This window comes from Christiangramia sp. LLG6405-1 (assembly GCF_045055805.1).
Lineage (GTDB): Bacteria > Bacteroidota > Bacteroidia > Flavobacteriales > Flavobacteriaceae > Christiangramia.
The window spans coordinates 1,866,459-1,888,204 of record NZ_CP159330.1; the positions used below are offsets into that span (position 1 = coordinate 1,866,459).

At 38.1% G+C, this 21,746-nt stretch carries 24 protein-coding genes; 5 read left to right on the forward strand and 19 right to left on the reverse strand.

The features are described from left to right. Window positions 1–11: 11 nt before the first annotated feature. Genes ABVM50_RS08695 through ABVM50_RS08710 form a run of 4 tightly spaced genes read right to left on the reverse strand, consistent with a single transcriptional unit; the run spans window position 12 to window position 2,086 of the window. Window positions 12–248, reverse strand: coding sequence for a DUF3820 family protein (locus ABVM50_RS08695; protein WP_141877230.1), 237 nt, complete (start codon window positions 246–248; stop codon window positions 12–14). After that, window positions 249–617 (reverse strand): two-component system response regulator, encoded by a 369-nt coding sequence (locus ABVM50_RS08700; RefSeq protein ID WP_141877231.1) that lies wholly within the window; start codon window positions 615–617, stop codon window positions 249–251. Then, window positions 614–1,483, reverse strand: coding sequence for a histidine kinase (locus tag ABVM50_RS08705; RefSeq protein ID WP_141877232.1), 870 nt, complete (start codon window positions 1,481–1,483; stop codon window positions 614–616). The genes ABVM50_RS08700 and ABVM50_RS08705 overlap by 4 nt, the downstream gene beginning before the upstream one ends. A 15-nt stretch (window positions 1,484–1,498) precedes the next feature. Then, on the reverse strand, window positions 1,499–2,086 hold the full coding sequence (locus ABVM50_RS08710; protein WP_299153624.1) for a carboxymuconolactone decarboxylase family protein: 588 nt from the start codon (window positions 2,084–2,086) through the stop codon (window positions 1,499–1,501). Window positions 2,087–2,313: 227 nt separating this feature from the next. Here ABVM50_RS08710 and ABVM50_RS08715 point away from each other — a divergent pair, with 227 nt between their 5' ends. Beyond that, window positions 2,314–3,849 (forward strand): GH3 auxin-responsive promoter family protein, encoded by a 1,536-nt coding sequence (locus ABVM50_RS08715; protein ID WP_405198206.1) that lies wholly within the window; start codon window positions 2,314–2,316, stop codon window positions 3,847–3,849. Here ABVM50_RS08715 and ABVM50_RS08720 read toward each other — a convergent pair. The 12 genes from ABVM50_RS08720 to ABVM50_RS08775 form a co-directional block, all read right to left on the reverse strand. After that, window positions 3,846–4,511 (reverse strand): hypothetical protein, encoded by a 666-nt coding sequence (locus ABVM50_RS08720; protein WP_405198207.1) that lies wholly within the window; start codon window positions 4,509–4,511, stop codon window positions 3,846–3,848. The two genes, ABVM50_RS08715 and ABVM50_RS08720, sit on opposite strands and share 4 nt — an antisense overlap. A 137-nt stretch (window positions 4,512–4,648) precedes the next feature. Beyond that, window positions 4,649–5,107: a DUF4168 domain-containing protein gene (locus tag ABVM50_RS08725; protein WP_405198208.1), complete on the reverse strand. Its 459-nt coding sequence runs from the start codon at window positions 5,105–5,107 to the stop codon at window positions 4,649–4,651. 135 nt (window positions 5,108–5,242) lie between these two features. Further along, entirely contained in the window at window positions 5,243–5,689 is a 447-nt protein-coding gene (locus ABVM50_RS08730; protein WP_405198209.1) for a DUF1801 domain-containing protein, read from the reverse strand. Between the two features lie 41 nt (window positions 5,690–5,730). Further along, window positions 5,731–6,915, reverse strand: a complete 1,185-nt coding sequence (locus tag ABVM50_RS08735; RefSeq protein ID WP_405198210.1) for a nitrate/nitrite transporter — start codon at window positions 6,913–6,915, stop codon at window positions 5,731–5,733. A gap of 60 nt (window positions 6,916–6,975) precedes the next feature. Then, entirely contained in the window at window positions 6,976–8,880 is a 1,905-nt protein-coding gene (locus ABVM50_RS08740) for an alpha/beta fold hydrolase (RefSeq protein WP_405198211.1), read from the reverse strand. Between the two features lie 82 nt (window positions 8,881–8,962). Continuing rightward, window positions 8,963–9,322 carry a cupin domain-containing protein gene (locus ABVM50_RS08745; RefSeq protein ID WP_405198212.1) on the reverse strand — a complete coding sequence of 120 codons (360 nt, stop codon included), beginning with the start codon at window positions 9,320–9,322 and terminating at the stop codon, window positions 8,963–8,965. After that, window positions 9,322–10,137: an alpha/beta hydrolase gene (locus tag ABVM50_RS08750; protein WP_405198213.1), complete on the reverse strand. Its 816-nt coding sequence runs from the start codon at window positions 10,135–10,137 to the stop codon at window positions 9,322–9,324. Before ABVM50_RS08750 ends, ABVM50_RS08745 begins: the two co-directional genes overlap by 1 nt. Before the next feature lie 41 nt (window positions 10,138–10,178). Next, complete coding sequence (locus tag ABVM50_RS08755) at window positions 10,179–11,459, reverse strand: hypothetical protein (protein ID WP_405198214.1); 1,281 nt, start codon at window positions 11,457–11,459, stop codon at window positions 10,179–10,181. Between the two features lie 137 nt (window positions 11,460–11,596). Then, window positions 11,597–12,649, reverse strand: coding sequence for an ACR3 family arsenite efflux transporter (arsB, locus tag ABVM50_RS08760; protein ID WP_405198215.1), 1,053 nt, complete (start codon window positions 12,647–12,649; stop codon window positions 11,597–11,599). Continuing rightward, window positions 12,642–13,256, reverse strand: a complete 615-nt coding sequence (locus ABVM50_RS08765) for a protein-tyrosine-phosphatase (RefSeq protein WP_405198216.1) — start codon at window positions 13,254–13,256, stop codon at window positions 12,642–12,644. The genes arsB and ABVM50_RS08765 overlap by 8 nt, the downstream gene beginning before the upstream one ends. Window positions 13,257–13,265: 9 nt before the next feature. Continuing rightward, the gene (locus ABVM50_RS08770; RefSeq protein ID WP_405198217.1) at window positions 13,266–13,730 is read right to left on the reverse strand and encodes a DUF6428 family protein; all 465 of its coding nucleotides are present in this window, start codon (window positions 13,728–13,730) and stop codon (window positions 13,266–13,268) included. A 46-nt stretch (window positions 13,731–13,776) separates the two neighbouring features. Beyond that, a complete protein-coding gene (locus ABVM50_RS08775; RefSeq protein ID WP_141877244.1) occupies window positions 13,777–14,112 on the reverse strand; it encodes a helix-turn-helix transcriptional regulator in 336 nt (111 codons plus the stop codon). Between the two features lie 231 nt (window positions 14,113–14,343). On the opposite strand from ABVM50_RS08775, the gene ABVM50_RS08780 reads away from it, so the two are divergent. Both ABVM50_RS08780 and ABVM50_RS08785 read left to right on the forward strand, forming a co-directional pair. Beyond that, window positions 14,344–15,282: a L,D-transpeptidase gene (locus ABVM50_RS08780; RefSeq protein WP_405198218.1), complete on the forward strand. Its 939-nt coding sequence runs from the start codon at window positions 14,344–14,346 to the stop codon at window positions 15,280–15,282. Window positions 15,283–15,321: 39 nt separating this feature from the next. Then, entirely contained in the window at window positions 15,322–16,080 is a 759-nt protein-coding gene (locus ABVM50_RS08785) for a hypothetical protein (RefSeq protein ID WP_405198219.1), read from the forward strand. Here ABVM50_RS08785 and ABVM50_RS08790 read toward each other — a convergent pair. Next, window positions 16,073–16,870: an HAD family hydrolase gene (locus ABVM50_RS08790; RefSeq protein ID WP_405198220.1), complete on the reverse strand. Its 798-nt coding sequence runs from the start codon at window positions 16,868–16,870 to the stop codon at window positions 16,073–16,075. The genes ABVM50_RS08785 and ABVM50_RS08790 overlap by 8 nt on opposite strands. Window positions 16,871–17,065: 195 nt before the next feature. On the opposite strand from ABVM50_RS08790, the gene ABVM50_RS08795 reads away from it, so the two are divergent. Further along, entirely contained in the window at window positions 17,066–19,504 is a 2,439-nt protein-coding gene (locus ABVM50_RS08795; protein WP_405198221.1) for a TonB-dependent siderophore receptor, read from the forward strand. A gap of 53 nt (window positions 19,505–19,557) precedes the next feature. Continuing rightward, window positions 19,558–20,679 (forward strand): PepSY-associated TM helix domain-containing protein, encoded by a 1,122-nt coding sequence (locus tag ABVM50_RS08800; protein WP_405198222.1) that lies wholly within the window; start codon window positions 19,558–19,560, stop codon window positions 20,677–20,679. 5 nt (window positions 20,680–20,684) lie between these two features. Here the strand turns inward: ABVM50_RS08800 and ABVM50_RS08805 are convergent, their stop codons facing one another. Beyond that, the gene (locus tag ABVM50_RS08805) at window positions 20,685–21,041 is read right to left on the reverse strand and encodes a phage holin family protein (RefSeq protein ID WP_405198223.1); all 357 of its coding nucleotides are present in this window, start codon (window positions 21,039–21,041) and stop codon (window positions 20,685–20,687) included. Between the two features lie 51 nt (window positions 21,042–21,092). Then, window positions 21,093–21,737: a vancomycin high temperature exclusion protein gene (locus ABVM50_RS08810; protein ID WP_405198224.1), complete on the reverse strand. Its 645-nt coding sequence runs from the start codon at window positions 21,735–21,737 to the stop codon at window positions 21,093–21,095. Window positions 21,738–21,746 lie beyond the last annotated feature (9 nt).

Below are 21,746 nucleotides of genomic sequence, written 5' to 3' on the forward strand. Positions count from 1 at the left end.
AGGAGAGGATCCTATTTTCTGGGGCGGGGATAGCGCATTCGAATTTGTCTCAAAAGGCCCTCGAGACTATTAACTTTCAGTTCGTAAACCTGTTGCATCTGGTCGCCAAGTTTCCCCTGCGGAAATCCTTTTTGTCTAAACCAAACATAATATGGTTCGGGGATATCTGAAAGATAGACACCTTTATATTTGCCAAAATGCATTTGTGCATAGGCTAATTCCAATAATTTCTGAGGATCTGGTTGCAATCAGGAAGCTTTTAAAAGTCCCGAAAGTTCGGAAAACTTCTGCTTATTCATAGGCTTCACCATGTATTTAATTACTGCCGGATAGTCTTTAGCCTTATCTACATCGATCTTACTGGTGCTTGAAGTAAGAATGATGATACGGTGCCTGCAATTCCTGCTTTGTAACATTTCCAGAAACTCCCAGCCGTTCATTTCTGGCATATTTAGATCAAGAAAAATTATTGCATCACTGTCTTCAGACACAAACTCCATAGCTTCACACGGGTTCGTAAAATCTTTTACAATACCTTGATATCCTTCGATTTCAAGAAGTTTCTTGGTAATAAAATTCGAAATTGGCTGGTCATCTACCAGGTAGATCTTACTCATAATTCTTCAGCTTTTAAAGCCACTATTTCTTTAGATGCCATTTCTACCACTTCTTTTAAAACTACATCCAGTTCGTTCACGGTCGATTCAAGTTTTGGCATCATTTCAATTTTAAATGTTTCGGTATCCACTAGTTCGGCTAGCTGCACTATGCCTTGTATTCTAGATAAAGGCTCACGAACGTTGTGGGCGTTAAGTGCAGAAATATGAAGTAGCTTCTTATTTTTTTCAGCAATAGATTCGGTTCGTTTATTAATGGTCTGCTGTTGATTTTTTACGATCGTTTCGATTTGCTCATTCTTAAGCTTAATGGTCTCATAAGCTTCGGTTAAATTTTTATTCTGAATAGCGAGCTGCTTCTTAAGATAGATCTCGTTGAACTTGGATTGTATACAATCAACCACGAGCTTCAGAATATCAATATCTCCTACTGAAAAGGTCATGTGTTGATCGGCTAGCAGGGATACAATCACCTTTGAATCGGTCTTATCAAATGCCCATCCCCAGAGTACCGGATCAAATAGTTCTGACCTTTCTATTTTATTCTTTAGAAGTTTATCAGGAATGCTTCCGGTAAGTAACGGAATGCCCGTTTCTTTAAGATCTCTCTCGTAAGGAAATATTTCGGTTTCCGATTCAAAATCATACCAGATATTACCAGAGAACTGTTCAACGATGAAATTATCTTTTTCCCGAATAATACACATTCTCAAGATCCTGAAATTAATAAGATACTTCAGGTTTGTCTTACAAACATTAGCGATCTCTTCCAGGTTCGAACAACGATTTATACCGTTGGCGAACTTGGAATATGCTTCATAGGTGATCCTGTAAAGCTGGGAAGTATTACTGCTAATATCCTGCATCGTAAAAGGAAACCCTTATTCCGGAGTTTCTAAAAGTTCATTATCGATCTTAATTCCAGATACATCTGCAATCGTATTCAACATGTTTACCAGGTCTGCCTGAGCCATAAGCTCCTGGATTTCTCTCTTTGTAAAACCTGCTTTTTCCAGACTATTAAAATCTTCATCAGAAATATCGGAATGATTTAAGGCTGCTTTGGTAACGATCTGTACAGCGGTTCGGTAACTTACCGGCATCGACGGACTATTGATATGTTGTGTAGCTTTAAAACCTTCATCTTCTGAGATCATACTACTCATACTATCTGCAAAGATGCCGTGTGCATGAGAGCAGTAATTGCAACCTCTTTCTTTCGAAACGTTGTAGATGATCAATTGCTTTAATACGTTAGGAACTTCACCTTCCATAAGCGTATTCTTCAATTTGCTCCAGTTCCCTTTAAGTAGCGTCGCATTATCGCCCTGGCATTTAAACCAGTTTAAAACGAAGGGAAGTTGTAAGGTTTTTTTAGTATCGTCGTAAATTGTTTGAACTTCCGGAGAAGCTTCATCGTAGGAAACCATTCTATAACGAGACTGGTTCTGGGGTAAAGTTTGATTCATGTAGTTGTAATGGCTATAATTATACTTCGGACTGTAAATATTACAGTTATTTTTTGCATTTCATCGAAGTTCGAAGGCATTTAACTTTTTCCTCCAAAAATACTTACTAATATAAACAAATAAGTAAGATAAAGCCTACGATATTACTGAGTTAAATATTTTGTAATAGTTAGCCTGTGAACTATTGTATCTTTAGTTTTGATCAGATTAAAAACTACTTACAGAAAATGGCAATATTCGGTTCTATAATCAAGAGTTTGATTGATATAAAAGATTCTTTTACTACAGAAGGTGATGCTAATACCGAGCAACTTGAGGTTTTAAAAAGTCTGTTGGATAAGGCAAAAGATACCGCCTTTGGAAAACATTATAAATTTGCAGAAATTCTTGAAGCAGAAGATGTGGAAAAGGAATATGCAAAGAGAGTACCTTATTTTGATTATAACAAGATCGATAAAGAATGGTGGCATTTATACCACGAAGGTGAAACAGATGTTACCTGGCCTGGTACACCACCATATTTTGCTTTAAGTTCTGGAACTACTGGTAAAACCAGCAAGAGAATCCCGGTGACTGAAGACATGGTTGATTCCATTCGGAATGCCGGAATACAGCAGGTGAGTGCTCTTAGCCATTTTGATCTTCCAGCAAATTTCTTCGAAAAAGAGATAATGATGTTGGGAAGTTCTACAGATCTGCAGAAAGAAGGAGATCACGAAGAAGGTGAAATTAGTGGTATTAGCGCCAGTAATATTCCATTCTGGTTTAGAGGTTATTATAAGCCAGGCGTTGAGATCGCTAAGATTGATGAGTGGGACGAACGTGTGAAGAAGATCGCCGAGACTGCAAAAGAGTGGGACATAGGTGCGTTAAGCGGAATTCCATCATGGATGGAACTTATGCTAAAAGAAGTTATTAAATATCATAAAGTTGATAATATCCACGAGATCTGGCCTAATCTACAGGTTTACACTTCTGGTGGGGTGGCATTTGAACCATACGAGAAAAGTTTTAATGCACTGCTGGGAAAACCGGTACAGGTTATTGATACTTATCTTGCTTCGGAAGGATTTCTTGCATTTCAGCAAAGACCAAATACGCATTCAATGAAGTTGATCACCAATAATGGGATCTATTTTGAATTCGTACCGTTCAAGCCAGATTATATTAATCAGGATGGTTCACTGACCGATGATGCTCCGGTAATCTCTATTGATGATGTAGAAGAGGAAGTGGATTACGTATTATTGATCTCGACGGTGAGTGGTGCCTGGAGATATATTATTGGTGATACTATTAAGTTTACAGATAAGGAAAAGCATGAGATCAGAATCACCGGGAGAACGAAATTTTTTCTGAATGTGGTAGGATCTCAACTTTCAGTAAATAAAATGAACGATGCTGTTCAGGAACTTGAAGAGGAATATGATATTAGAATCCCGGAATATGTAGTTTCAGCTAAACGGGGAGAAGACAACGAATATTATCATTACTGGTATTTAGGAACAGAAGATCCCGCAGATGCAGATAAATTATCTGAGAGCCTGGATAACGCCTTGAAAAATGCCAATAAGAACTACAAAGTAGCACGTGGAAAAGCCCTGAAAGGTGTTCGTGTTCAAACTATAGATCCTAATACTTTCCATGAATGGAACGCTGCCAATAAGAAAAAAGGTGGTCAGGTTAAAATGGAAAAAGTAATGAATGAAGAGAAGTTCGCTGAATGGGAAAAATTCCTTGAAGATCTTAAATCGAAGAACTAGTCGATAACTTCTTCATGAATTTCATCAATTAACACCATAATCTCTTCCTGAGATAGATATAAATCCTGGATCCTGCTCTTATAGCTTTGACTTAGCTTAGAGTGATTCAGGATAAAATCTTTAGTAGCGATAATATTTTGTCCTAATCCGTGATTCACCGCATACGTATCTGCAGCTCTTTCAGCTTCACGAATGTAGTTATTGGAGGTTACGTAACGAATTCCAAACCATAACATGTCTATAGCAGATCTATCACGATAGTCCATTACATGACCAAGCTCATGACCAAGCCATCCTATTAAAACTTCAGAAGGGACGTCTTTTACACTAAAGGTTTCGTCTTCGATCTTGAATTTTTCATTAATATAAATAACATAGCTTCTATTCTTCCTGTTTTTGAAGAATCCGCTCAACTTAGGCTGAGCCTGCATGAAGGACTTTTTTATGTTCTTTTTGAACTTAAATTCAATAGGAGTGGTCTTAAGCTCCGGATAGTGTGAAAGTGCTACATAGGTTTCACGCCATATGTTTTCCGGTACGATCTTGTTGCTATACTCTAAACTGTCCTTTTGATGCATGTTCGATTTCTGCTGGGCATTGCACAACGTAAACATCATCACAATCATGATAAAACTGAATCTGTTCTTTAGTAGGCTTGCCATAGTTATATAATATTTCTAAAATTACAACAAAATTGATGCCTCTGGGACAATCGAATTTTAAAATAGACTTAAATGTTTCGGCCGCAGGCATAAAAAAAGTGGGCGGAGCCCACTTTTCTATATATAGAAACTAAAAATTATCCCTGTAGTGCCTTCTGTAATCTTTGTTGAAGTTCAGGATCTTTTTGTAGTGCCATCACCAATTGTTGGTAACGTTCCTTACTAAGATCACTTTCACCAAATAATTTCTCCATTCTCTGTTGAAACTGTGGTTGGATCTCTTCCAGTTCTGCAACTACGATCTTGTACTGTTTTGATTCAGTTTCAGTCGTTTCCACCTCTTTATTTGGATCCATATTCGCCTGATGAATTTCATTGAATCTTTGCAGATCCATTTCCTGTTCTTGGACAACCTGAATCATCTCCTGTTGAGCTTCCTGGTTTACCATTCTCATCTTCTGAAAAACTTCAGCAAATTCAGTTAATTCAGAATCGGTTACTTCAATTTGTTGCTGTGGTTGTGATGCATTTTGAGCATTCACCGTTGCTGTTCCAAGTGCGAAGATCATCGCAATTCCACCTAGTATCTTTTTCATAAATCTTTTATTTTATACTTAAGCTGGTGAACTTACAGCATTTAGTAAAGCTCACCAATTCTTTAAGAAAGACGATCGAATACTTAAGAGAGGTTTAACTGCATTGACCCTAATCTGTTAAAGCATGGATGTTTTTCAACGATTTTGATAAAGTGTGATCCATTCCTGAACAGAGATTCTGGTCATAAGCTCACCTATAAAATTATAAGGAATTTGCTGCATATTCTTAAACCGAACACAACTTTTCCCCATATCAGGTTTCTTTCCAGTGATACTTCTATAGCTCTCTATAAACCAATTTCTCAATTTGGCATCTGCATAAATGCCCGAATGATACAGAGCAAGGTATTTTTTTTGATTTGCAAGATGGGCAAAGGGGAGTGGTAGCTTAGGATCACAATGATATCCTTCCGGAAATATAGAATGTGGCACCACGTAACCTATCATTTTATAATTCATGGTTTCCTCGAAGCCTTTGGGTAGGTTCTCCAGAATGGTCTTTCTCAAATTCTGGAGTGCTTCTCTCCTTTCTGATGGAACTTCGGAAATATACTGCTCTGGAGAATTTGCTTCAATTTGCATGATCTTATTTTCTTCAATATAAGAAATGCCGAGAATATTTGTTATAGACTTTTACTTCTGAAGTTTTTGATAGAAATAACTCCCAGAATAGGACCTGCAGCGAGTACCAGGAAGATATATTGCTGCGGAAATAGCTCCTGACTCATACCGACAATCTGAATACTCACGATAGTGATTGCATATCCTATAGAGTTGACTAAGGTAAGTGCAGTCCCCCGACCTTCAGCAGTAGCAGATCTAGCGATAAGTGTTGAAAACAAAGGAGAATCAGCAATAACCATCACACCCCAGAATATCATAAAAATAACAAAGAACACTTCCGAAGCAAATAGCATTAGCAAAGGAGATATGAGACAACATATTCCTGAAAAGATCAATGCTATTCTGGCAACACGGGCCACGCCAAATCTTTCAGATAAAATACCACTGATAGCACAAGCCACCGCTCCAGAACCAATAATGAGAAAACTATAAAGAGGAATATTCGAGAAACTATCAGGATGAATATGATTATAAATCTTCAACATAAGAGGCACAAAAGCCCAAAAGGCGTAGAGTTCCCACATATGGCCAAAATACCCAAATGCAGCACTTCGAAAATTAGAATTTTGGAAGAGTTTGAAAATATTAGCGGAATTTTTGGCCTGATGAGGTTTTCGAAAAGGACCATCGGGAACTAATATCTTGAGAAGAAGTCCGCCCAGAAGCGCCAGTGTGCTGGTGCTAATGATAACGACACTCCAGCTTAACTGAACAATTTCGCTGGTAGCTTTCAATAAATGGGGGAAACCAGTACCCAGAACCAGTGCGCCAACCAGAAATCCTAAAGACCGGCCCAGTCCTTTCTCGAAGTGATCTGATGCTATTTTCATCCCAACCGGATAAATACCGGCCAGGGAGAATCCTACCAGAAACCTAATGATCATAAGACTATAAAGGTTGTTCTCTTCCAGGATCGTGGAGAGATTGAAAATTGAGCCGAAAATGGCACAGAGAAAAAATACCTGGGCAGGAGAGAACTTATCTGAAATGCTTAAAAAAGCAAATACTAAGGTCCCTAGAATAAATCCAGATTGTACAGCAGAGGTAAGTAAGCTTAGAGCATTGGAAGATAACTCGAACACTGAAATTAGCTCTGGCATTACAGCATTACCCGCAAACCATAATGAGGTACAGCAAAATTGAGCAAATACAATAACAGGTAATATCCTGGAAGGTACTTTCAAGAATGTGTTGTTTTCTTACTGGATATCACCTGTTTCATTGCTTTTAGCTAAGTAGCTAAATTAATCTTTTAATGTATTATCTGGCATTGTTACATCCTCGTCTTTTAAATACTTGTCTAGAAAAGCAAGGATTTGTCGGTAGCCTTTGATCTCATTTTCTTTCTTAATGAAGCCGTGACCTTCATCTGGGAAAACCATATATTCCACAGGAACATCGTTCGCTTTTACTGCCTCCACGATTTCATCAGATTCAACCTGCAGCACTCTTGGGTCATTCGCGCCTTGTAAAACCATGATCGGGTTCTTTACATTTTCAGCATGGAATAGAGGCGAGATCTTTTTAAGTCTTATCGAATCTTTTGTAGTAGGATCGCCTAATTCATCATAAAGTGCTTTTCTAAAAGACTCCCAATAAGGCGGAATAGATTTTAATGTTCTCAACCAGTTGGTGACCCCAAAAATGTTTACACCCACTTCAAACTCATCTGGCTCGAAGGTCATCGCGGCCATGGTCATATAACCTCCATAACTACCGCCAATAATTCCAATCTGGTCTTCATTGATATAATCCTGGGATGCCAGCCATTTCTTTCCATAGATCACATCCTGAAGATCTTTTTCTCCATGATTTTTATCATCCATTTTATAGAAGCTAGCTCCATAACCACTACTACCACGGTTGTTCACGGCGAGAACAGCGTATCCATGATTCACTAAATATTGTAATAGAGCAAAATACCCTACACGGGATTGACCACCCGGCCCACCATGTACCCATACCAGTGCCGGTTTTTTATTATCTGCAGTAGCATTGAGGGGTTTATAATAGATCGCTGGTATTTCTAAACCATCGAATGATTTATACCTTACCACTTCTGCAGAAACCAGGTCGTCTGGATCTATTTCCGGATTCAAAGTGCTGGTTAATTTTTTAATTTCCTTAGTCTCTATATTGTAAACGTAAATATTATTTGGGGTTTTAGAAGTTCCAACCGTAAGTCTTAATAGCTCTTCACTATCAGAAAAATTTGCAGCCACTATATTACCATCCTTAATCTCAGGTAATTCCAGTGGAGTCTGGCTAGCATTTTTCCACAATAGTAATTTATTTGCCCCGTCTTCGTTAATGGCAATCACTCTGTAAGTGTCATTTTCACTCAAACTGCTATACATTACATCCCAGTTCGTTTCGTAAATCACATCAGACTTCTGGGTATCAATATCATATGCCATTAATCGGCTAAACTCACCACCGTGATTGGTTGTATAGTAGAGCTCTGTCTCATCTTTATTAAAACCTGTACCACTATAAGAAAATCCCGGTTTGGATATTTCAGTTAGTTCCTCCGTCTCTGTATTTAATAAGAATAATTGATTTTCGCTGGTTGTGATCTCATTGGATAATACAAGGTATTTTCCCGAAGCTGATATATCAGAAACCATATAACCTTTGTCATTCTTATAGAGCATTTTTGGTTCCCAACTCCCAATTTCCATAGTATACACGTCAAAAAATTGCGCGTTTCGCTTGTTTGAAAGATAATACATGCCAGAATCAGTATCGTTCCAGCCACCAAATTCGGCTTTTTCATTTTCTGCCGGAGTCAGGTCCTTAGAGGTTCCATCGGGTTTTAATAGGTATAAATGGTTAATTTCATTCCCTCCTTTATCTGCGGAATATAATATGTCTCCTGAGCCTGGAACATAATCTACGGCGAATAAGGATTCGTTTTCAGAATTTGTTACAGCGGTCTTGGTTCCAACTGAAATATCTATTTCATATAGATTAAATATGCCCGATTCATCACTGCTTATCAGGATTTTTGATTCATCTGGTGAGAAACTACCACCCGAAACACGAGTGTTTTCATAGAATTGCTCGATACTGTATTCTGTAGGTTCTTGCTGAGCGTTTACATTTAGTATGGCAGCAAGAAAAATAATGAGGAAACTGGTCGATTTCATTTTTTCGAGAATTAGTTAGACATTATGTTGGTTATCAGACTAATATACGAAAATTGAGACTTCGAAAATGAATTGTTCAGAACTATAGATGTTGCTGATTATTATTGGTGAGTTCGTGCTTTTCATTCCCGGTATGTTTGGTCGCTGCCGGTTCAAATAACATTACCTGAACTTCATTTTCAGCTATGGGCTTATGTTCAACGCCCTTTGGAACAACGATGAACTCGCCAGGATTAAGGGTGACAGAGCTATCCCGAAACTCGATCTTTAGCACTCCTGAAATCACCCAGAATAATTCGTCTTCTTCATGATGCGCATGCCAGATAAACTCACCTTTAAGCTTAGCTAGCTTTACCTGCTGTCCATTCAATTCTCCAACGATTCTCGGATTCCAGTGATCCTGAAACTGGTCTAATTTTTCCTGAATATTGACTTTTTCCATTATTTTTTAATTGGTTCGATTAGCCATTGATAGGCTTCGCCGAAATTCTCTCTCCACAATTTCTCGTTGTGTTCTCCGTCTTCAACGAATTTTACGACCATATTTTGAGATTCCAGGCCTTTTGAAACAAGCAGATCTTGCATGGTATTCACTTCCTCTACCATGGAATCTGATTCTTTTTTCCCTGCCAGTATATAAAACTTCTGATCGTTAGCTATTTCTGAATTTCTTACTTTTTCATAGATCTGTTCACTAAACCAGAAACTGGGAGAGAAAACTCCTATTTTACTGAATACTTCAGGGTATTCAAATGCCGCATAGAAGCTAATTAGTCCGCCCAGAGATGAACCAAAAATTCCTGTATTCGCCTGATCTGCCAGGGTACGATAGCTGGCATCAATATGCGGTTTAAGAGTAAATCTTATAAAATCAACGTACTTCTTCCCATTGCCACCGCCATATTTTTCGTTTGGATAAGGAGTAAGTTCTGAAATCCTATCGTCTCCACCATGCTCAATGGCGACAATGATCGCTTTCTTTGAATTAGTTTCGTCCAGAAATTCATCTACATTCCATTCACCAGCATAGGCAATAGAATCATTAAAGACATTCTGTGCATCGTGCATATAAATAACTGGATATTTCTGCTCATCCAAATCGTAATTTGCAGGAAGATAGATCCATATCTTTTTATGGCTATTTAATTGGGGTGCCTCGATCTCAAAAGTTTTTACATTTTTAGAAAGTGTACTCTGGGCCATTAGTAGCGCAGGACAGAAGAGGCTTAGAAAAATTATGGAAAATAGATTTTTCAAAGAATGAAGTATTAATGAATATCAAAAATACATTTTAAGATCTAATTTTCAAGATCGCAGTCAAAGCAGGCAAGTTGCGAAGAACTTAGTTCGAGATCTTCAGAACCTTTCAAAGCATCGCTTAGTTTTCCCTGTTCTTGTATTTGTTGGAAGAACTGCTCAGCATATTCCTGAAGCATATCCCTGCGGCTTTTTAGTTTATCAGTGATTTCTTTTTCGTTGAGCTTTCGGATTTCGTCTGGCCAGGCTTCAAAAGCTTTACCTATCTTTTTATCGCTCAAGTTTTTCTGAAGTTCGCTTGCTTGCTTAATGAACATTTCTTCCGAAGTATTTGAGAGAAAATAGCGGTCGAAAGGATAAACCAGGCCGGGCATATGATCGATCTCTTTTTCAAAAGGCCGAACCAGTGGCTCGATATTTTTGTTAGTGATTATGGATGGGAGCAAACCAGATATATTAAAAAATGCATTGTCTCTATCGCCGGCAACCGGTATTGCTATATTTCCACGATCAGATTTCTGAATTGCCCAGCCCCATTGCTCGGCGTGACGATCCCAGTCACCTATAAGCAAATCGAATAATCTTACTTTGATCAAAGCCTCTTGATCTACTGAAATTTTCACTTTTGTCTCAAATTTTAATTTCTGAAGGTCTTTGGTTTCAATAATTTTTGAAACATTTTTTAGCGAAGTCCAATTGGCTTTGCTTTCGGTTTCATATTCCAGAAGGAACAGTCGGTTGCCAAATTTCTCATTAAAATCACCTAGAACTTCTTGCTTCGGAATAAAGACCATTCTAGGATGTGTATGCAGAATGTCAAGTTCCTGAGCTAACTCAGCCGCGAGGATCGCCGCGTAGGGATGTTGCGCAGATATTCCGTCCACGATAATATTTTCAAGGCCGAGATCTTCTGCAATTTCAGGGATAAGTTTCTCCGGATCTTTTGTGACACTTCGCAAGGTGTAAATGATGCCATTCTTTGAGCGTAGTTTTAAGGAATGCGTTTGTTTACCTCCACCTTCTTTGATGATTTCCATGCCACCGTATAAGGTATCCAGAAATACAATTGGAAATTTCACTTTTTCAGACCAGGCATTGCGGTAGTTACTTCCCTGAACCAAATCCTTCAGAAGGTTAGCTTCATATAAAGTACTTGGAGCGATTAGAACCGAATCGTGGTTTCTGAAATTTGTTCTTTTAAGGTCTTCAAAATTGGAAATAGTGCAGGTCTCAAAAGTTTTCTGGGTGCCGGAAACAGAAAAGTAGATCGAGCCAATAAGGATGATGACTACTCCCAGTAAAATGATCAAAACCTTCTTCATATTGCTTTCAGCTAAATAAAATAAAACTAAGGTTTTCAACCCGTATTATTTCAGCTAGAAGCGTTATAAAATTGGTAAATTCTATTGATTTAATATATTATTTTCCGAAGAGTAACAGTCATCAGAATTTAAGATCTTCAGGCATGCTCAACTGCGCTGTCCTTGTAAAATCTCTTCTTCAACCAGAACGAAACCCGTACCAGTAAAATCAAGGCTGGCACTTCTACTAGCGGACCAATGACTCCTGCAAATGCCTGACCGCTATTTAAACCGAATACTGCAATGGCAACCGCGATCGCCAGTTCAAAATTGTTTCCGGCTGCCGTAAAAGCAACAGAAGCATTCCGTTCGTAGCTGGCTCCAAGCAATTTACTTGCGAAAAAGCTAATTAAAAACATAAGGCAGAAATAAATAAGTAGCGGAACCGAGATTAGTAAAACATCAAATGGAATTTCAACAATTAAACTACCCTTCAGCGAAAACATCAAAACGATGGTAAATAGTAAAGCAATTAAAGTAATTGGTGAAATTGCCGGGATAAAACTGTTTTCGTACCAGGATTCCCCTTTTAGACGCACTAGGATAATTCGACTTAAAATACCCAACACGAATGGGATACCAAGGTAAATTAGTACACTTTCCGCAACACTCTCAATAGAAATATCCACGATAGCAGAATCGAATCCGAAGAAAGGAGGGAGCCAGGTAATAAAGATCCATGCATAAAAACTGTAGGCGAAAACCTGGAAAATGCTGTTCAGTGCTACCAGGGCTGCTCCATATTCACTACTACCTTCCGCGAGGTCATTCCACACCAATACCATCGCGATACACCTGGCAAGTCCTATTAGTATGAGTCCGATCATATATTCGGGATGGTCATGCAAAAATGTAATGGCCAGGAAAAACATCAAAAAGGGCCCGATGATCCAGTTAAGTATCAGAGATAGCGTCAAAATTTTGACGTTTTTGAAAACTTTAGGTAGGAGTCTGTATTTTACTTTCGCTAGTGGAGGGTACATCATAAGGATGAGTCCAACGGCCAGCAGCCAGTTTGTAGACCCGGAGCTCATTGCATTAATCTGCTCTGGAATTGCCGGGATGATGTTGCCCAGGATCACACCAACGGGCATAGCAAGAAAGATCCATAGCGTTAAATTCTTATCAAGGAAATTTAGTTTTTTAGCCATTGGATATTGCTTTTTTAAAGGCGTATAACATTTCAGAACCTATCTGGTCACTTCGTTCCATGTACTTTTTTGCCATTTCAGGAGTATCATCAAAACTCTTGGGATCTTCGTAATTCAAGGGTATTCTGGATTCTGCTCCCACTATGAACGGGCAATTTTCATCAGCATGACTACAGGTCATTACCGCTGCAAAGTTCTTCGTCGGGTTTTTTTCATGGTCAAATATCTTTGAATAAAAAGTATTTGAACTTGCACCAGTATCTACTTTGATTTCTGGATTCTCTCCAGATTTCTCATCAATTCTAAAACCAGTTTCACTCAAAGTTAAAATGGCCTGCGGAAAGAAGGCAGTAGCCTCTGTTCCACCAGAATAGCACTTGGCTGGAATTTTATAATAATCTGATGCCGCCATAGCCCAGGCTTGTGCGAGCTGACTACGTCGGGAATTATGAGTGCAGATAAAATTGAGTTGCAATGCGTCTTCTAAATTGATCTTTTTAGAGATGAATTCCACTAAAGGTTGAAGAACATTCATTCTTTCTTCGGAAATTGATAACTTTTCAAGTTCCTTGATCTTTGAACTAAGTTCTGGATATATATTATTCATAACGATTAATTAACAGCAACCTGAATTTGGAGAACATTGTTGCTCGGATACATTTGCTATTTTTACTTTGGGTTTGGATTCTGGTATACCACAATTATCTTTTGCCAGGCAGTCAGTTTTTGTATTCAAAAGAAGGAATTTTTCGCCGTCAAAATCAAGATGATATTTATTGATACTTTGCCCCTGGTATTCCACTTCAATTTCAGCATCCCGAAGGTTGAGTTTGTCTTCAGCAATGGAAATGATCTGCATTAATTTCTCCGGATACAATTGGTGATCGTAGTCATCGGCTTCCCAAAGCTGAAAAGAAACCTTGCGCTCATTTCGTAGTACACCCCCACAATCAATAAAATTTTTACGTATACTTCCAACTTCAGTTACGTGAAAATGAGAAGGTACAAGCTCACCGCCTGGTAGTTCAAAATAAAGTCGGCTTAAGTTCTTGAGTTCTTTTTTAAATTCTGATAAAAGCATAGTATTCGATTTATCGTAATATTACGATGTTAATATTTAAATTTTTTTAGCAGCAATCCTTCGGTTCGGGTGTTTTTAAACCATCAAATAATACATTCAGTAATTGCTGAATTTTATACCAGTTGGTCGTATCAATACAATAACTAACAGACACTCCTTCAATGGATCCCTGGATAATTCCGGCATTTTTCAACTCACGTAAGTGCTGACTGATCGTAGCCTGCGCAAGACCAAGTTCGTTGACCAGGTCTCCGTTGATACATCTATCAGATTTCAGAAGAAATTGAAGAATGGCAATTCTTGCAGGATGAGCCAGTACTTTGGCGTAACACGCAAGTTCATTCTGTTCTTTAGAAAATAGATCGGTCTTCGTAACTCCCATTCGATATAATTATATTGCAATATTACGATGAATAAATAACCAGACCAACATTAATTGAAATTTTTCCAAACACTTTGAAAAATGCTCTAATTCTTAAAATATTAGGATTACCATCGCAGATTTACTCTTAAAATAGGTTAATTATCATAAAGCCAACAAAGCCTTAACTCAGGATTAGCAGTAGATACGCGTGTTCAAATGTATTTTCGTTTAAAACTAACTACAATTACGATGAACAGTTCAATCACACCTTTTCGTTATTTAAGTCTACTAGCCGGAATTTTGTTGTTCTCCTGTAATTCCAATCCACAAATTCAGGATCCGATTAAGGAGGAGCAAACTCAGGAATTGAGTATGAAGAGTCCTATTATCAAGAGAGAAGCAAAGATATTCCGTAAGGAAGTAAAATACTCGGTGGATTCTCTAAAATCTCGTGAGACCATAGATAGTTTGCTTAGTAACTATAACGATGATGAACTGAAAACAGTTCTTGCTATCAATCGTATCGAAAAAAATAAAATACGTCCCAACCGCCCACTTGTAATTCCAGAATGTGCTGCGGAAGAATTCAATAATTATAGTCCGTTTCCAGAAGATCTTCAAGAACTGCACTGTATACCTAAGACTGTTTTGATCAATAAAAGAGTACAGGCATTCGGACTTTATGAAAATGGCGAATTAGTTAAATGGGGACCGGTTAGTACCGGGAAAGGTTCAACTCAAACTCCGGCAGGACTTAATTATGGGAATTATAAGGCGAAAAGAAAGGTAAGTACGGTAGATGCTTCATGGATACTTCCATATTATTTCAATTTTATGAATTTTGAAGGTGTTGGGGTACACCAATACGCGCTACCAGGATATCCTGCGAGTCATGGATGCGTAAGATTATATATGGATGATGCAAAGTATATATTCGATTGGGCTAGTATGTGGGAACTTGAAAATTCAGACATAGAGTACAATGGTACGCCCTTTATGGTATTTGGAGAATATGACCACTCAGCCAACAAACCATGGTTGGATCTTAAGCAAAGTATGAAAGCTAACGATCTTACTCAGGATGAACTGAATACGATCAGGGAATACATAAGTGATTACCAGGAAGATCCAAAAAACTATCACAATATTGTTTCGAAAACAAAGGATGCTGAATTAGCCGATGCATAAAACTTAGTTTTCTTAAATTAGCCGGTAAAGATCATTACTATGTATAGCAATAATTTTTACCGGTTTTTTTGTGTCCTAATATTTTCTATTTCTTCTCTTAGTTCTGCCCAGGACGTAGAAGTTATGGTAAGAGCGCAGGCCGGCGACGCTAAATTTATAGGCTCTTCTATTGGCGGAGCTAAAATCCTGATCAAAGATGCTTTGACTAATGAAATCTTGGCAGAAGGTATCACCAAAGGAAGCACGGGTAATACTGAAAAGATTATGAAGCAGCCTCATGAAAGGGGCATCCGAATTACAGATGATCAAACGGCAGGTTTTAATGCTAAGATCGAGATAACTGAACCAAGATTTGTAACTATTGAAGCTTACGCACCCTGGAACAAGAAACAGGCTATTGTAAAATCAAGTACTCAATTATGGCTGCTTTCTGGAAAAAACATAACCGGTGAGGGAATCATCCTGAAAATACCAGGCTTCGTAGTGGATATTGTAACTCCTCAAACTCACCAATCTTATTCCAGTTCAGAAATTAAAATTCAGGCAAATATTGTCATGATGTGTGGTTGTCCTATCACTAAAGGAGGTCTGTGGGACGCGAACCAGTATGAAGTGGCCGCGATCTTGAAAAATGAGAATATGCCTACCAAAACTGTAAAATTGGAACAGGAGGGAGGTTCCAGTAATTTTATGGGAAGTGCTATTTTAGAACAAGGCTCTTACGAATTAATTATCCAGGCATTCGATCCTTTAACCGGAAATACAGGGATAGATCGTACTAATTTTATGGTTAACTAAAACTTGCCAGTCCCAGATCTGAGATCGTCCTAAGCACACCATGCTCATTATTGTCATGACTGGTAATGAACTTGCTGGCCTCTTTAACTTCAGGATGAGCATTTTTCATAGCGTAACTATGAGCAGAGACCTTCATCATTTCAAGGTCGTTCAAATAATCTCCAAATACCAAAGTTTCCTCTTCCGTAAAATTCATTTCCTTCTGAATTCCTTTGATAGCATTTCCCTTATTTGCATTTAGAGCAGTAATATCGATAAATATCTTTGCAGCGATGGCAACCTTGAAGCGGTCTGTATAACCCTCAAAGTGTGGATAAGTATTAGCTTCAACTCCATTGAAATTACAGTAAGTAACCTTTAAATAGGTGTCATCAACTTGCGTAAGATCTTCCACAACTTTTAAACGTTCATAAAACTGAGAAATATGATCGATGAATTTCTTATCGCTGGTTTCAATATATGCTGAATCTTTTCCGCACAGGACGACGTAAGTATCTTCCAGTTTTCGGCCCATTTCTATAAAATGAATAGCGGCGTCCTTTTCTATGGGGTTCACATAGAGCTCTTTACCCTTGAATGAAACATAAGTGCCGTTTTCTGCAAAGAACATGGTGCGATGCTTAATCCTTTCAAATTTACTTTCCAGATTATAAAACTGTCGGCCACTCGCGATGGAGAATTGTATGCCTTTGGCACACAATTCTTCCTCCATTTTCCAGAAATCTGGATGAATCTCATGCTGGTCGTTTAATAGGGTGCCATCAACGTCGGTTACTATAAACTTAATCATATCTGCAAATTTAGAAGCTGCAAAAATACCATAATCCTAACGGGCACTCTTTAATATTATATTAATTCTGAAGAGTTTCAGGATCAAACATTTACAACATTTTATTTAAAATAGTTCTAAATAAGGTTTTTAAAATGGAATTCACTTAGTATGTTTGCGTCACTATTTATATCAAGTCTAAATAAAATTAAACAGATGAATCATAAATTACTACTACTATTTATCTTCTTTGGATACAGCGCAATTGCTCAGAATTCTGGGAATATCAAGGGAAAGATTACTAATTCAAAAGGAGAGGCAATTTCTGCAGCAAATGTAGATGTTCAGGGTACAGGTATTGGAACAGAAACAGATCTAAAAGGTTCTTATTTAATCGAAAGCGTTCCTGAAGGAAATTATCTTCTTAGGGTATCTTATGTTGGATATGAGCCAAAGGAAATTGCAATTACCTTAAAGCCAGGTGCAATGACCAGTCTTCCGGTTATTGTTTTGCGATCAGGTGAAGAACAATTGGAGGAAGTAGTAATCCAGGGTAACGGAAGTTCCATTGAGTATGATCGTGCTAAAAGTGTATATGTTTCCAAGCTACCTTTAAAAAATATAGAGAATCCGCAGGTCTATGACAATATAACCTCAGAGTTGCTAGAACAACAGATTATCACAAATTTTGATGATGCTCTAAAAAATAGTTCTGGAATTACCAAATTATGGGAATCTACAGGTAGAGGCGGAGACGGCGCAGGTTATTTTTCGCTTCGAGGTTTTCCTGTACAGCCAACTATGGTTAATGGCCTGCCAGCTCTTACCAATGGTAGTCCCGATCCCGCAAATATTGAAAATACTGAGGTTATAAAAGGTCCTTCCGGTACTTTGTATGGGAGCAGTCTTATTTCCTACGGAGGCTTGATCAATATCACTACAAAAAAGCCTTATGATTATTTCGGCGGAAATATTACATATACGCTTGGTAGCTATGGGCTTAACCGAGTTGCCGCAGATGTAAATACGCCTTTAGATGAAGATGGAGATGTGGCTCTACGAGTCAACACTGCATATCAAACTCAAAATTCGTTTCAGGATGCCGGGTTTTCGAAATCCTTTTTATTCGCGCCGTCTCTGAGTTACAAGGTAAACGACAGACTTTCCTTTTTGGTTAATACTGAATTTTACAGTGGCGAGTCAACAAATCCTACCATGCTATTTGTGGATAGGGGAGCACCTTTAACAGTAACAAATATTGAAGAATTAGATTATAACTCGAATAGATCCTACACCAGTAACGATCTAACTCTAAAAAATCCAACTTATAGTCTACAGGGTCAGATGAATTATAAATTGTCAGAAAACTGGACTTCTCAAACTGCTATTTCTCGTGGAAGTTCGAAGTCTGAAGGTTATTATTCTTACCTCTATGAAACCACCAGATTTTACGAAGGTTTGGATGATGGAGTAGTGTTTACGAGGTATATGAATAATCAGAATTCTACCACCCTTACTACAGATCTTCAGCAGAATTTTATAGGTGATTTTGAGATCTTCGGAATGAGAAATAGGATGGTAGCTGGTTTAGACTATTTTCAACGAGAAACCATAGATAATGGTACCGGTTATGTAGGCAACGGAAATATTTATATTGGAAATGCAGGTCTGCAGAATGTGAACGAAAGTGTTTTTGGTATTACTGAGCAAGTGAATTATATCACAAATGGAGACAGTGGAATTCTTTCCACAGCGGCGGTTGATGGTCTCCTGGCCAATTCAAATCGTAATAATAATACTGTTAAAGAGGATATCTATAGTGCTTATGTATCAAATGTATTAAATATTACTCCGGCATTATCTGCCATGGCCAGTTTACGAATAGACCAGTTCGAAAATGATAGCAATAGCCAAACTGCACTTTCGCCTAAATTCGGAGTAGTATATCAGCCAATTTTAGACCGGGTTTCTGTATTTGCTAATTATATGGATGGTTTTAGTAACGTAGCACCTTCAGAAGTTATTAATCAGGATACTGGTGAAACAAACAGAATAACTTTTGATCCTGAACATGCTACTCAATTTGAATTTGGAACGAAGCTGAACTTTTTCAATGATAAACTGTTCGCAACCTTGAGTTATTATGATATTCAGGTTGAAAATATTGTTCTAGGTAATGGTATTAATGTAAATCAGGATGGGACTCAATACAGTCGTGGTTTTGAAGCCAGGCTTACCGCTAGTCCAATAGATGGATTAAATCTTGTAGCAGGAATCAGTCACAATGATAGTGAAGTGACCGAAGCTTCAGAAAATGATGATTTCCTCGGAAGAAGACCTGAATCTGCGGGACCTGAGACTCTGGCAAACCTTTGGGCAAGCTATAAATTTACTGCTGGTGTAGCTGAAGGATTCGGTCTTGGTTTTGGAGGTAACTACGCCAGTGAAAACATGATTTTTAATCGCAACACGGCGGGTGTATTTACACTTCCATCTTATACAGTACTAAATGCAGCTGTTTTCTATGATGTAGATAAATTTTCGATCAACCTGAAACTGAATAATCTAACGAATGAAGATTATTTCAACGGATGGTCAACAATAAATCCACAAGCACCGAGAAATTTCGCTGCCGCACTTACCTATAAATTTTAGTTTGAGTTAGCTGGAGATCGCCGTAATGGTGATCTCCTTTTTTTTAAAGAATTATGAAGAAAAAACAGAAACGGGATACACTTAGAAAATGGGCTGGCAGAATCCATCTCTGGTTGGGTCTATTGACGGGTATTATTGTATTTATAGTTGCAATTACTGGATGTATCTATGTATTCCATGACGAAATTAAAGATGCTATCTACGACTTCCGATTTGTAGAACAGCAGGATAGTGGATATTTGGCACCTTCAGAAATTAAGGAGATTGTACAGTCGAAATATCCCGGAACTACAGATGATTTTGTGCTCTATGCCGGGCAGGACAGACCAGTTGCGGTGTATGGAGTATTTGAAGAAACTCCATATTGTTTTTACCTAAATCCATATACAGGTGAATGGTTATATTCTCAGGATTTTACGAGGGATTTTTTCGAGATCGTAAAAGCACTGCATATGTACCTATTGTTACCTGAGGAAATTGGAAGGCAGGTAGTAGGTATTTCAACTTTGATCTTTATCCTAATGATGATCACGGGAGTTATACTTTGGTGGCCAAAGAAGCTGAAGAACTTAAAGAAGAGTCTGAAAATAAAATGGAATGCTCGTTGGAGAAGAGTGAATTACGACCTACACAACATCAGCGGATTCTATCTTCATATTCTTGCCATTGTAGTAGCCATTACCGGGTTATATTTCTCATATGATTGGGTGAAAGATGGACTCTATTTTGCGGGAAATCTAGGTGAAGATGTAGAAAGTGATCATCATATTGAAAATATTGTTCAGAAACCACGAATTCCAGAGGAGCCTATAGATATAGCTTTTGTTGAAACACTAGAAAAAGCGCCTGGACATGAAATGTATTTTGTGTGGACAGAAGGTGATCATCATCCGGTGGTAACAGGAGCATATACCGAATCTCTGGACTACGATCACCAATCCAATTACTATTTTCATCCACAAACTGCTGAATTACTTCAGGAACAGCCATATGAGTCAAAAAGTACTGGTTTAAAACTACAGGAAATGAGTTACGGTATACATACAGGTCAGTATTTCGGGATGACCGGGAAGATCATCGCTTTTATTCTGAGCATTTTTGTCGCAAGCTTACCTGTAACAGGATTTATAGTGTGGTGGGGAAGAAAAAACCGGGTGAAACATCTCACCCGGTGATATTTTTAGAATAACAGGGCGTCTACTATAGCTCCTACGATTGCGATAAGTATCGCTAACCATAAGCTTGGTAGAAAACCTTCAGTTTTGAAATCTGAAGTTAAATTATCTGCTATTTCTATTACGATCGCATAGGCAACCACTCGGGTGATAAAGCCCAGTCCAAGGAAGTAGAAAATTCCGAGTGTAGCAATATTTAATACGGCGGTAAGTAACCAGCTCAATAGAAAGCTTAGTACTCCAATGATTAATGCAACGATTAGTGCAGATTTGAAGCCATTAAGATGAACTTTACTTAGAAATTTCGCAGCGATTAGCAGGACGACTGCATCCAGTACGATATGGATGATCCATTGTAACATAGTTTTGGTTTTATAGTTAGTTACTACGAATATACTTAAAAAAGCTTCAGATTAATCTTTGGAAGAATCGAGCCTGTATTCCATCGTGCTGGGTTCCTTATTGATCAAAACTTCCCAGAGAGCCTTGACATTTGCCAGTTTCTCTCTTTGTTTCAGCCTGTATTCGGTTTGGTAAGCACGTTGATCTGCGGTGAAACCGAAGTAATTAAATCCCAGCTGACCAGAAATGAAAAGTGCCCTGGGCAAATGGAATTTTTGGGTAACCACTGTAGCATTCTCTATATTAAAAAGTTTTCCCGCCCTGTACATACTGTCATAAGTATCCAGTCCTGCATGATCTGAGGTAATTCGGTTTTGAGGAATTCCTCGTTCTCGAAGATAAGAAACCATGGCAGCGATTTCATTATAATCTTCGGTTCGATGATCGCCAGTTACATGGAAATTCTTGACCTTGTTACTGTGATATAATTTAATAGCGGTATCTACGCGATCCTTTAAGATTGGAGATAATTTACCATCAGAATGGACACTTGCTCCCAAAATAATTACTGTTTCACGGGGAGGTATTTTAGAAATATCAGAATAAATGTCTTCTGAAGTGTGTCTCAAGAAAATGGCTTCAACACCCAGGATGGTAAAGATGATAAGCACAATTCCAATGACAGAGAATAAGATGAATTTTTTAAGTTTTTTCATTTCTCTGGA

What these genes read in the sequence shown, in the direction of transcription:
- ABVM50_RS08700 (WP_141877231.1), bottom strand. Translation starts at nt 617, where the DNA reads ATGAGTAAGATCTACCTGGTAGATGACCAGCCAATTTCGAATTTTATT.
- ABVM50_RS08705 (WP_141877232.1), bottom strand. Translation starts at nt 1,483, where the DNA reads ATGCAGGATATTAGCAGTAATACTTCCCAGCTTTACAGGATCACCTAT.
- ABVM50_RS08710 (WP_299153624.1), bottom strand. Translation starts at nt 2,086, where the DNA reads ATGAATCAAACTTTACCCCAGAACCAGTCTCGTTATAGAATGGTTTCC.
- ABVM50_RS08715 (WP_405198206.1), top strand. Translation starts at nt 2,314, where the DNA reads ATGGCAATATTCGGTTCTATAATCAAGAGTTTGATTGATATAAAAGAT.
- ABVM50_RS08720 (WP_405198207.1), bottom strand. Translation starts at nt 4,511, where the DNA reads ATGGCAAGCCTACTAAAGAACAGATTCAGTTTTATCATGATTGTGATG.
- ABVM50_RS08725 (WP_405198208.1), bottom strand. Translation starts at nt 5,107, where the DNA reads ATGAAAAAGATACTAGGTGGAATTGCGATGATCTTCGCACTTGGAACA.
- ABVM50_RS08730 (WP_405198209.1), bottom strand. Translation starts at nt 5,689, where the DNA reads ATGCAAATTGAAGCAAATTCTCCAGAGCAGTATATTTCCGAAGTTCCA.
- ABVM50_RS08740 (WP_405198211.1), bottom strand. Translation starts at nt 8,880, where the DNA reads ATGAAATCGACCAGTTTCCTCATTATTTTTCTTGCTGCCATACTAAAT.
- ABVM50_RS08745 (WP_405198212.1), bottom strand. Translation starts at nt 9,322, where the DNA reads ATGGAAAAAGTCAATATTCAGGAAAAATTAGACCAGTTTCAGGATCAC.
- ABVM50_RS08755 (WP_405198214.1), bottom strand. Translation starts at nt 11,459, where the DNA reads ATGAAGAAGGTTTTGATCATTTTACTGGGAGTAGTCATCATCCTTATT.
- arsB (WP_405198215.1), bottom strand. Translation starts at nt 12,649, where the DNA reads ATGGCTAAAAAACTAAATTTCCTTGATAAGAATTTAACGCTATGGATC.
- ABVM50_RS08765 (WP_405198216.1), bottom strand. Translation starts at nt 13,256, where the DNA reads ATGAATAATATATATCCAGAACTTAGTTCAAAGATCAAGGAACTTGAA.
- ABVM50_RS08770 (WP_405198217.1), bottom strand. Translation starts at nt 13,730, where the DNA reads ATGCTTTTATCAGAATTTAAAAAAGAACTCAAGAACTTAAGCCGACTT.
- ABVM50_RS08775 (WP_141877244.1), bottom strand. Translation starts at nt 14,112, where the DNA reads ATGGGAGTTACGAAGACCGATCTATTTTCTAAAGAACAGAATGAACTT.
- ABVM50_RS08780 (WP_405198218.1), top strand. Translation starts at nt 14,344, where the DNA reads ATGAACAGTTCAATCACACCTTTTCGTTATTTAAGTCTACTAGCCGGA.
- ABVM50_RS08785 (WP_405198219.1), top strand. Translation starts at nt 15,322, where the DNA reads ATGTATAGCAATAATTTTTACCGGTTTTTTTGTGTCCTAATATTTTCT.
- ABVM50_RS08790 (WP_405198220.1), bottom strand. Translation starts at nt 16,870, where the DNA reads ATGATTAAGTTTATAGTAACCGACGTTGATGGCACCCTATTAAACGAC.
- ABVM50_RS08795 (WP_405198221.1), top strand. Translation starts at nt 17,066, where the DNA reads ATGAATCATAAATTACTACTACTATTTATCTTCTTTGGATACAGCGCA.
- ABVM50_RS08800 (WP_405198222.1), top strand. Translation starts at nt 19,558, where the DNA reads ATGAAGAAAAAACAGAAACGGGATACACTTAGAAAATGGGCTGGCAGA.
- ABVM50_RS08805 (WP_405198223.1), bottom strand. Translation starts at nt 21,041, where the DNA reads ATGTTACAATGGATCATCCATATCGTACTGGATGCAGTCGTCCTGCTA.
- ABVM50_RS08810 (WP_405198224.1), bottom strand. Translation starts at nt 21,737, where the DNA reads ATGAAAAAACTTAAAAAATTCATCTTATTCTCTGTCATTGGAATTGTG.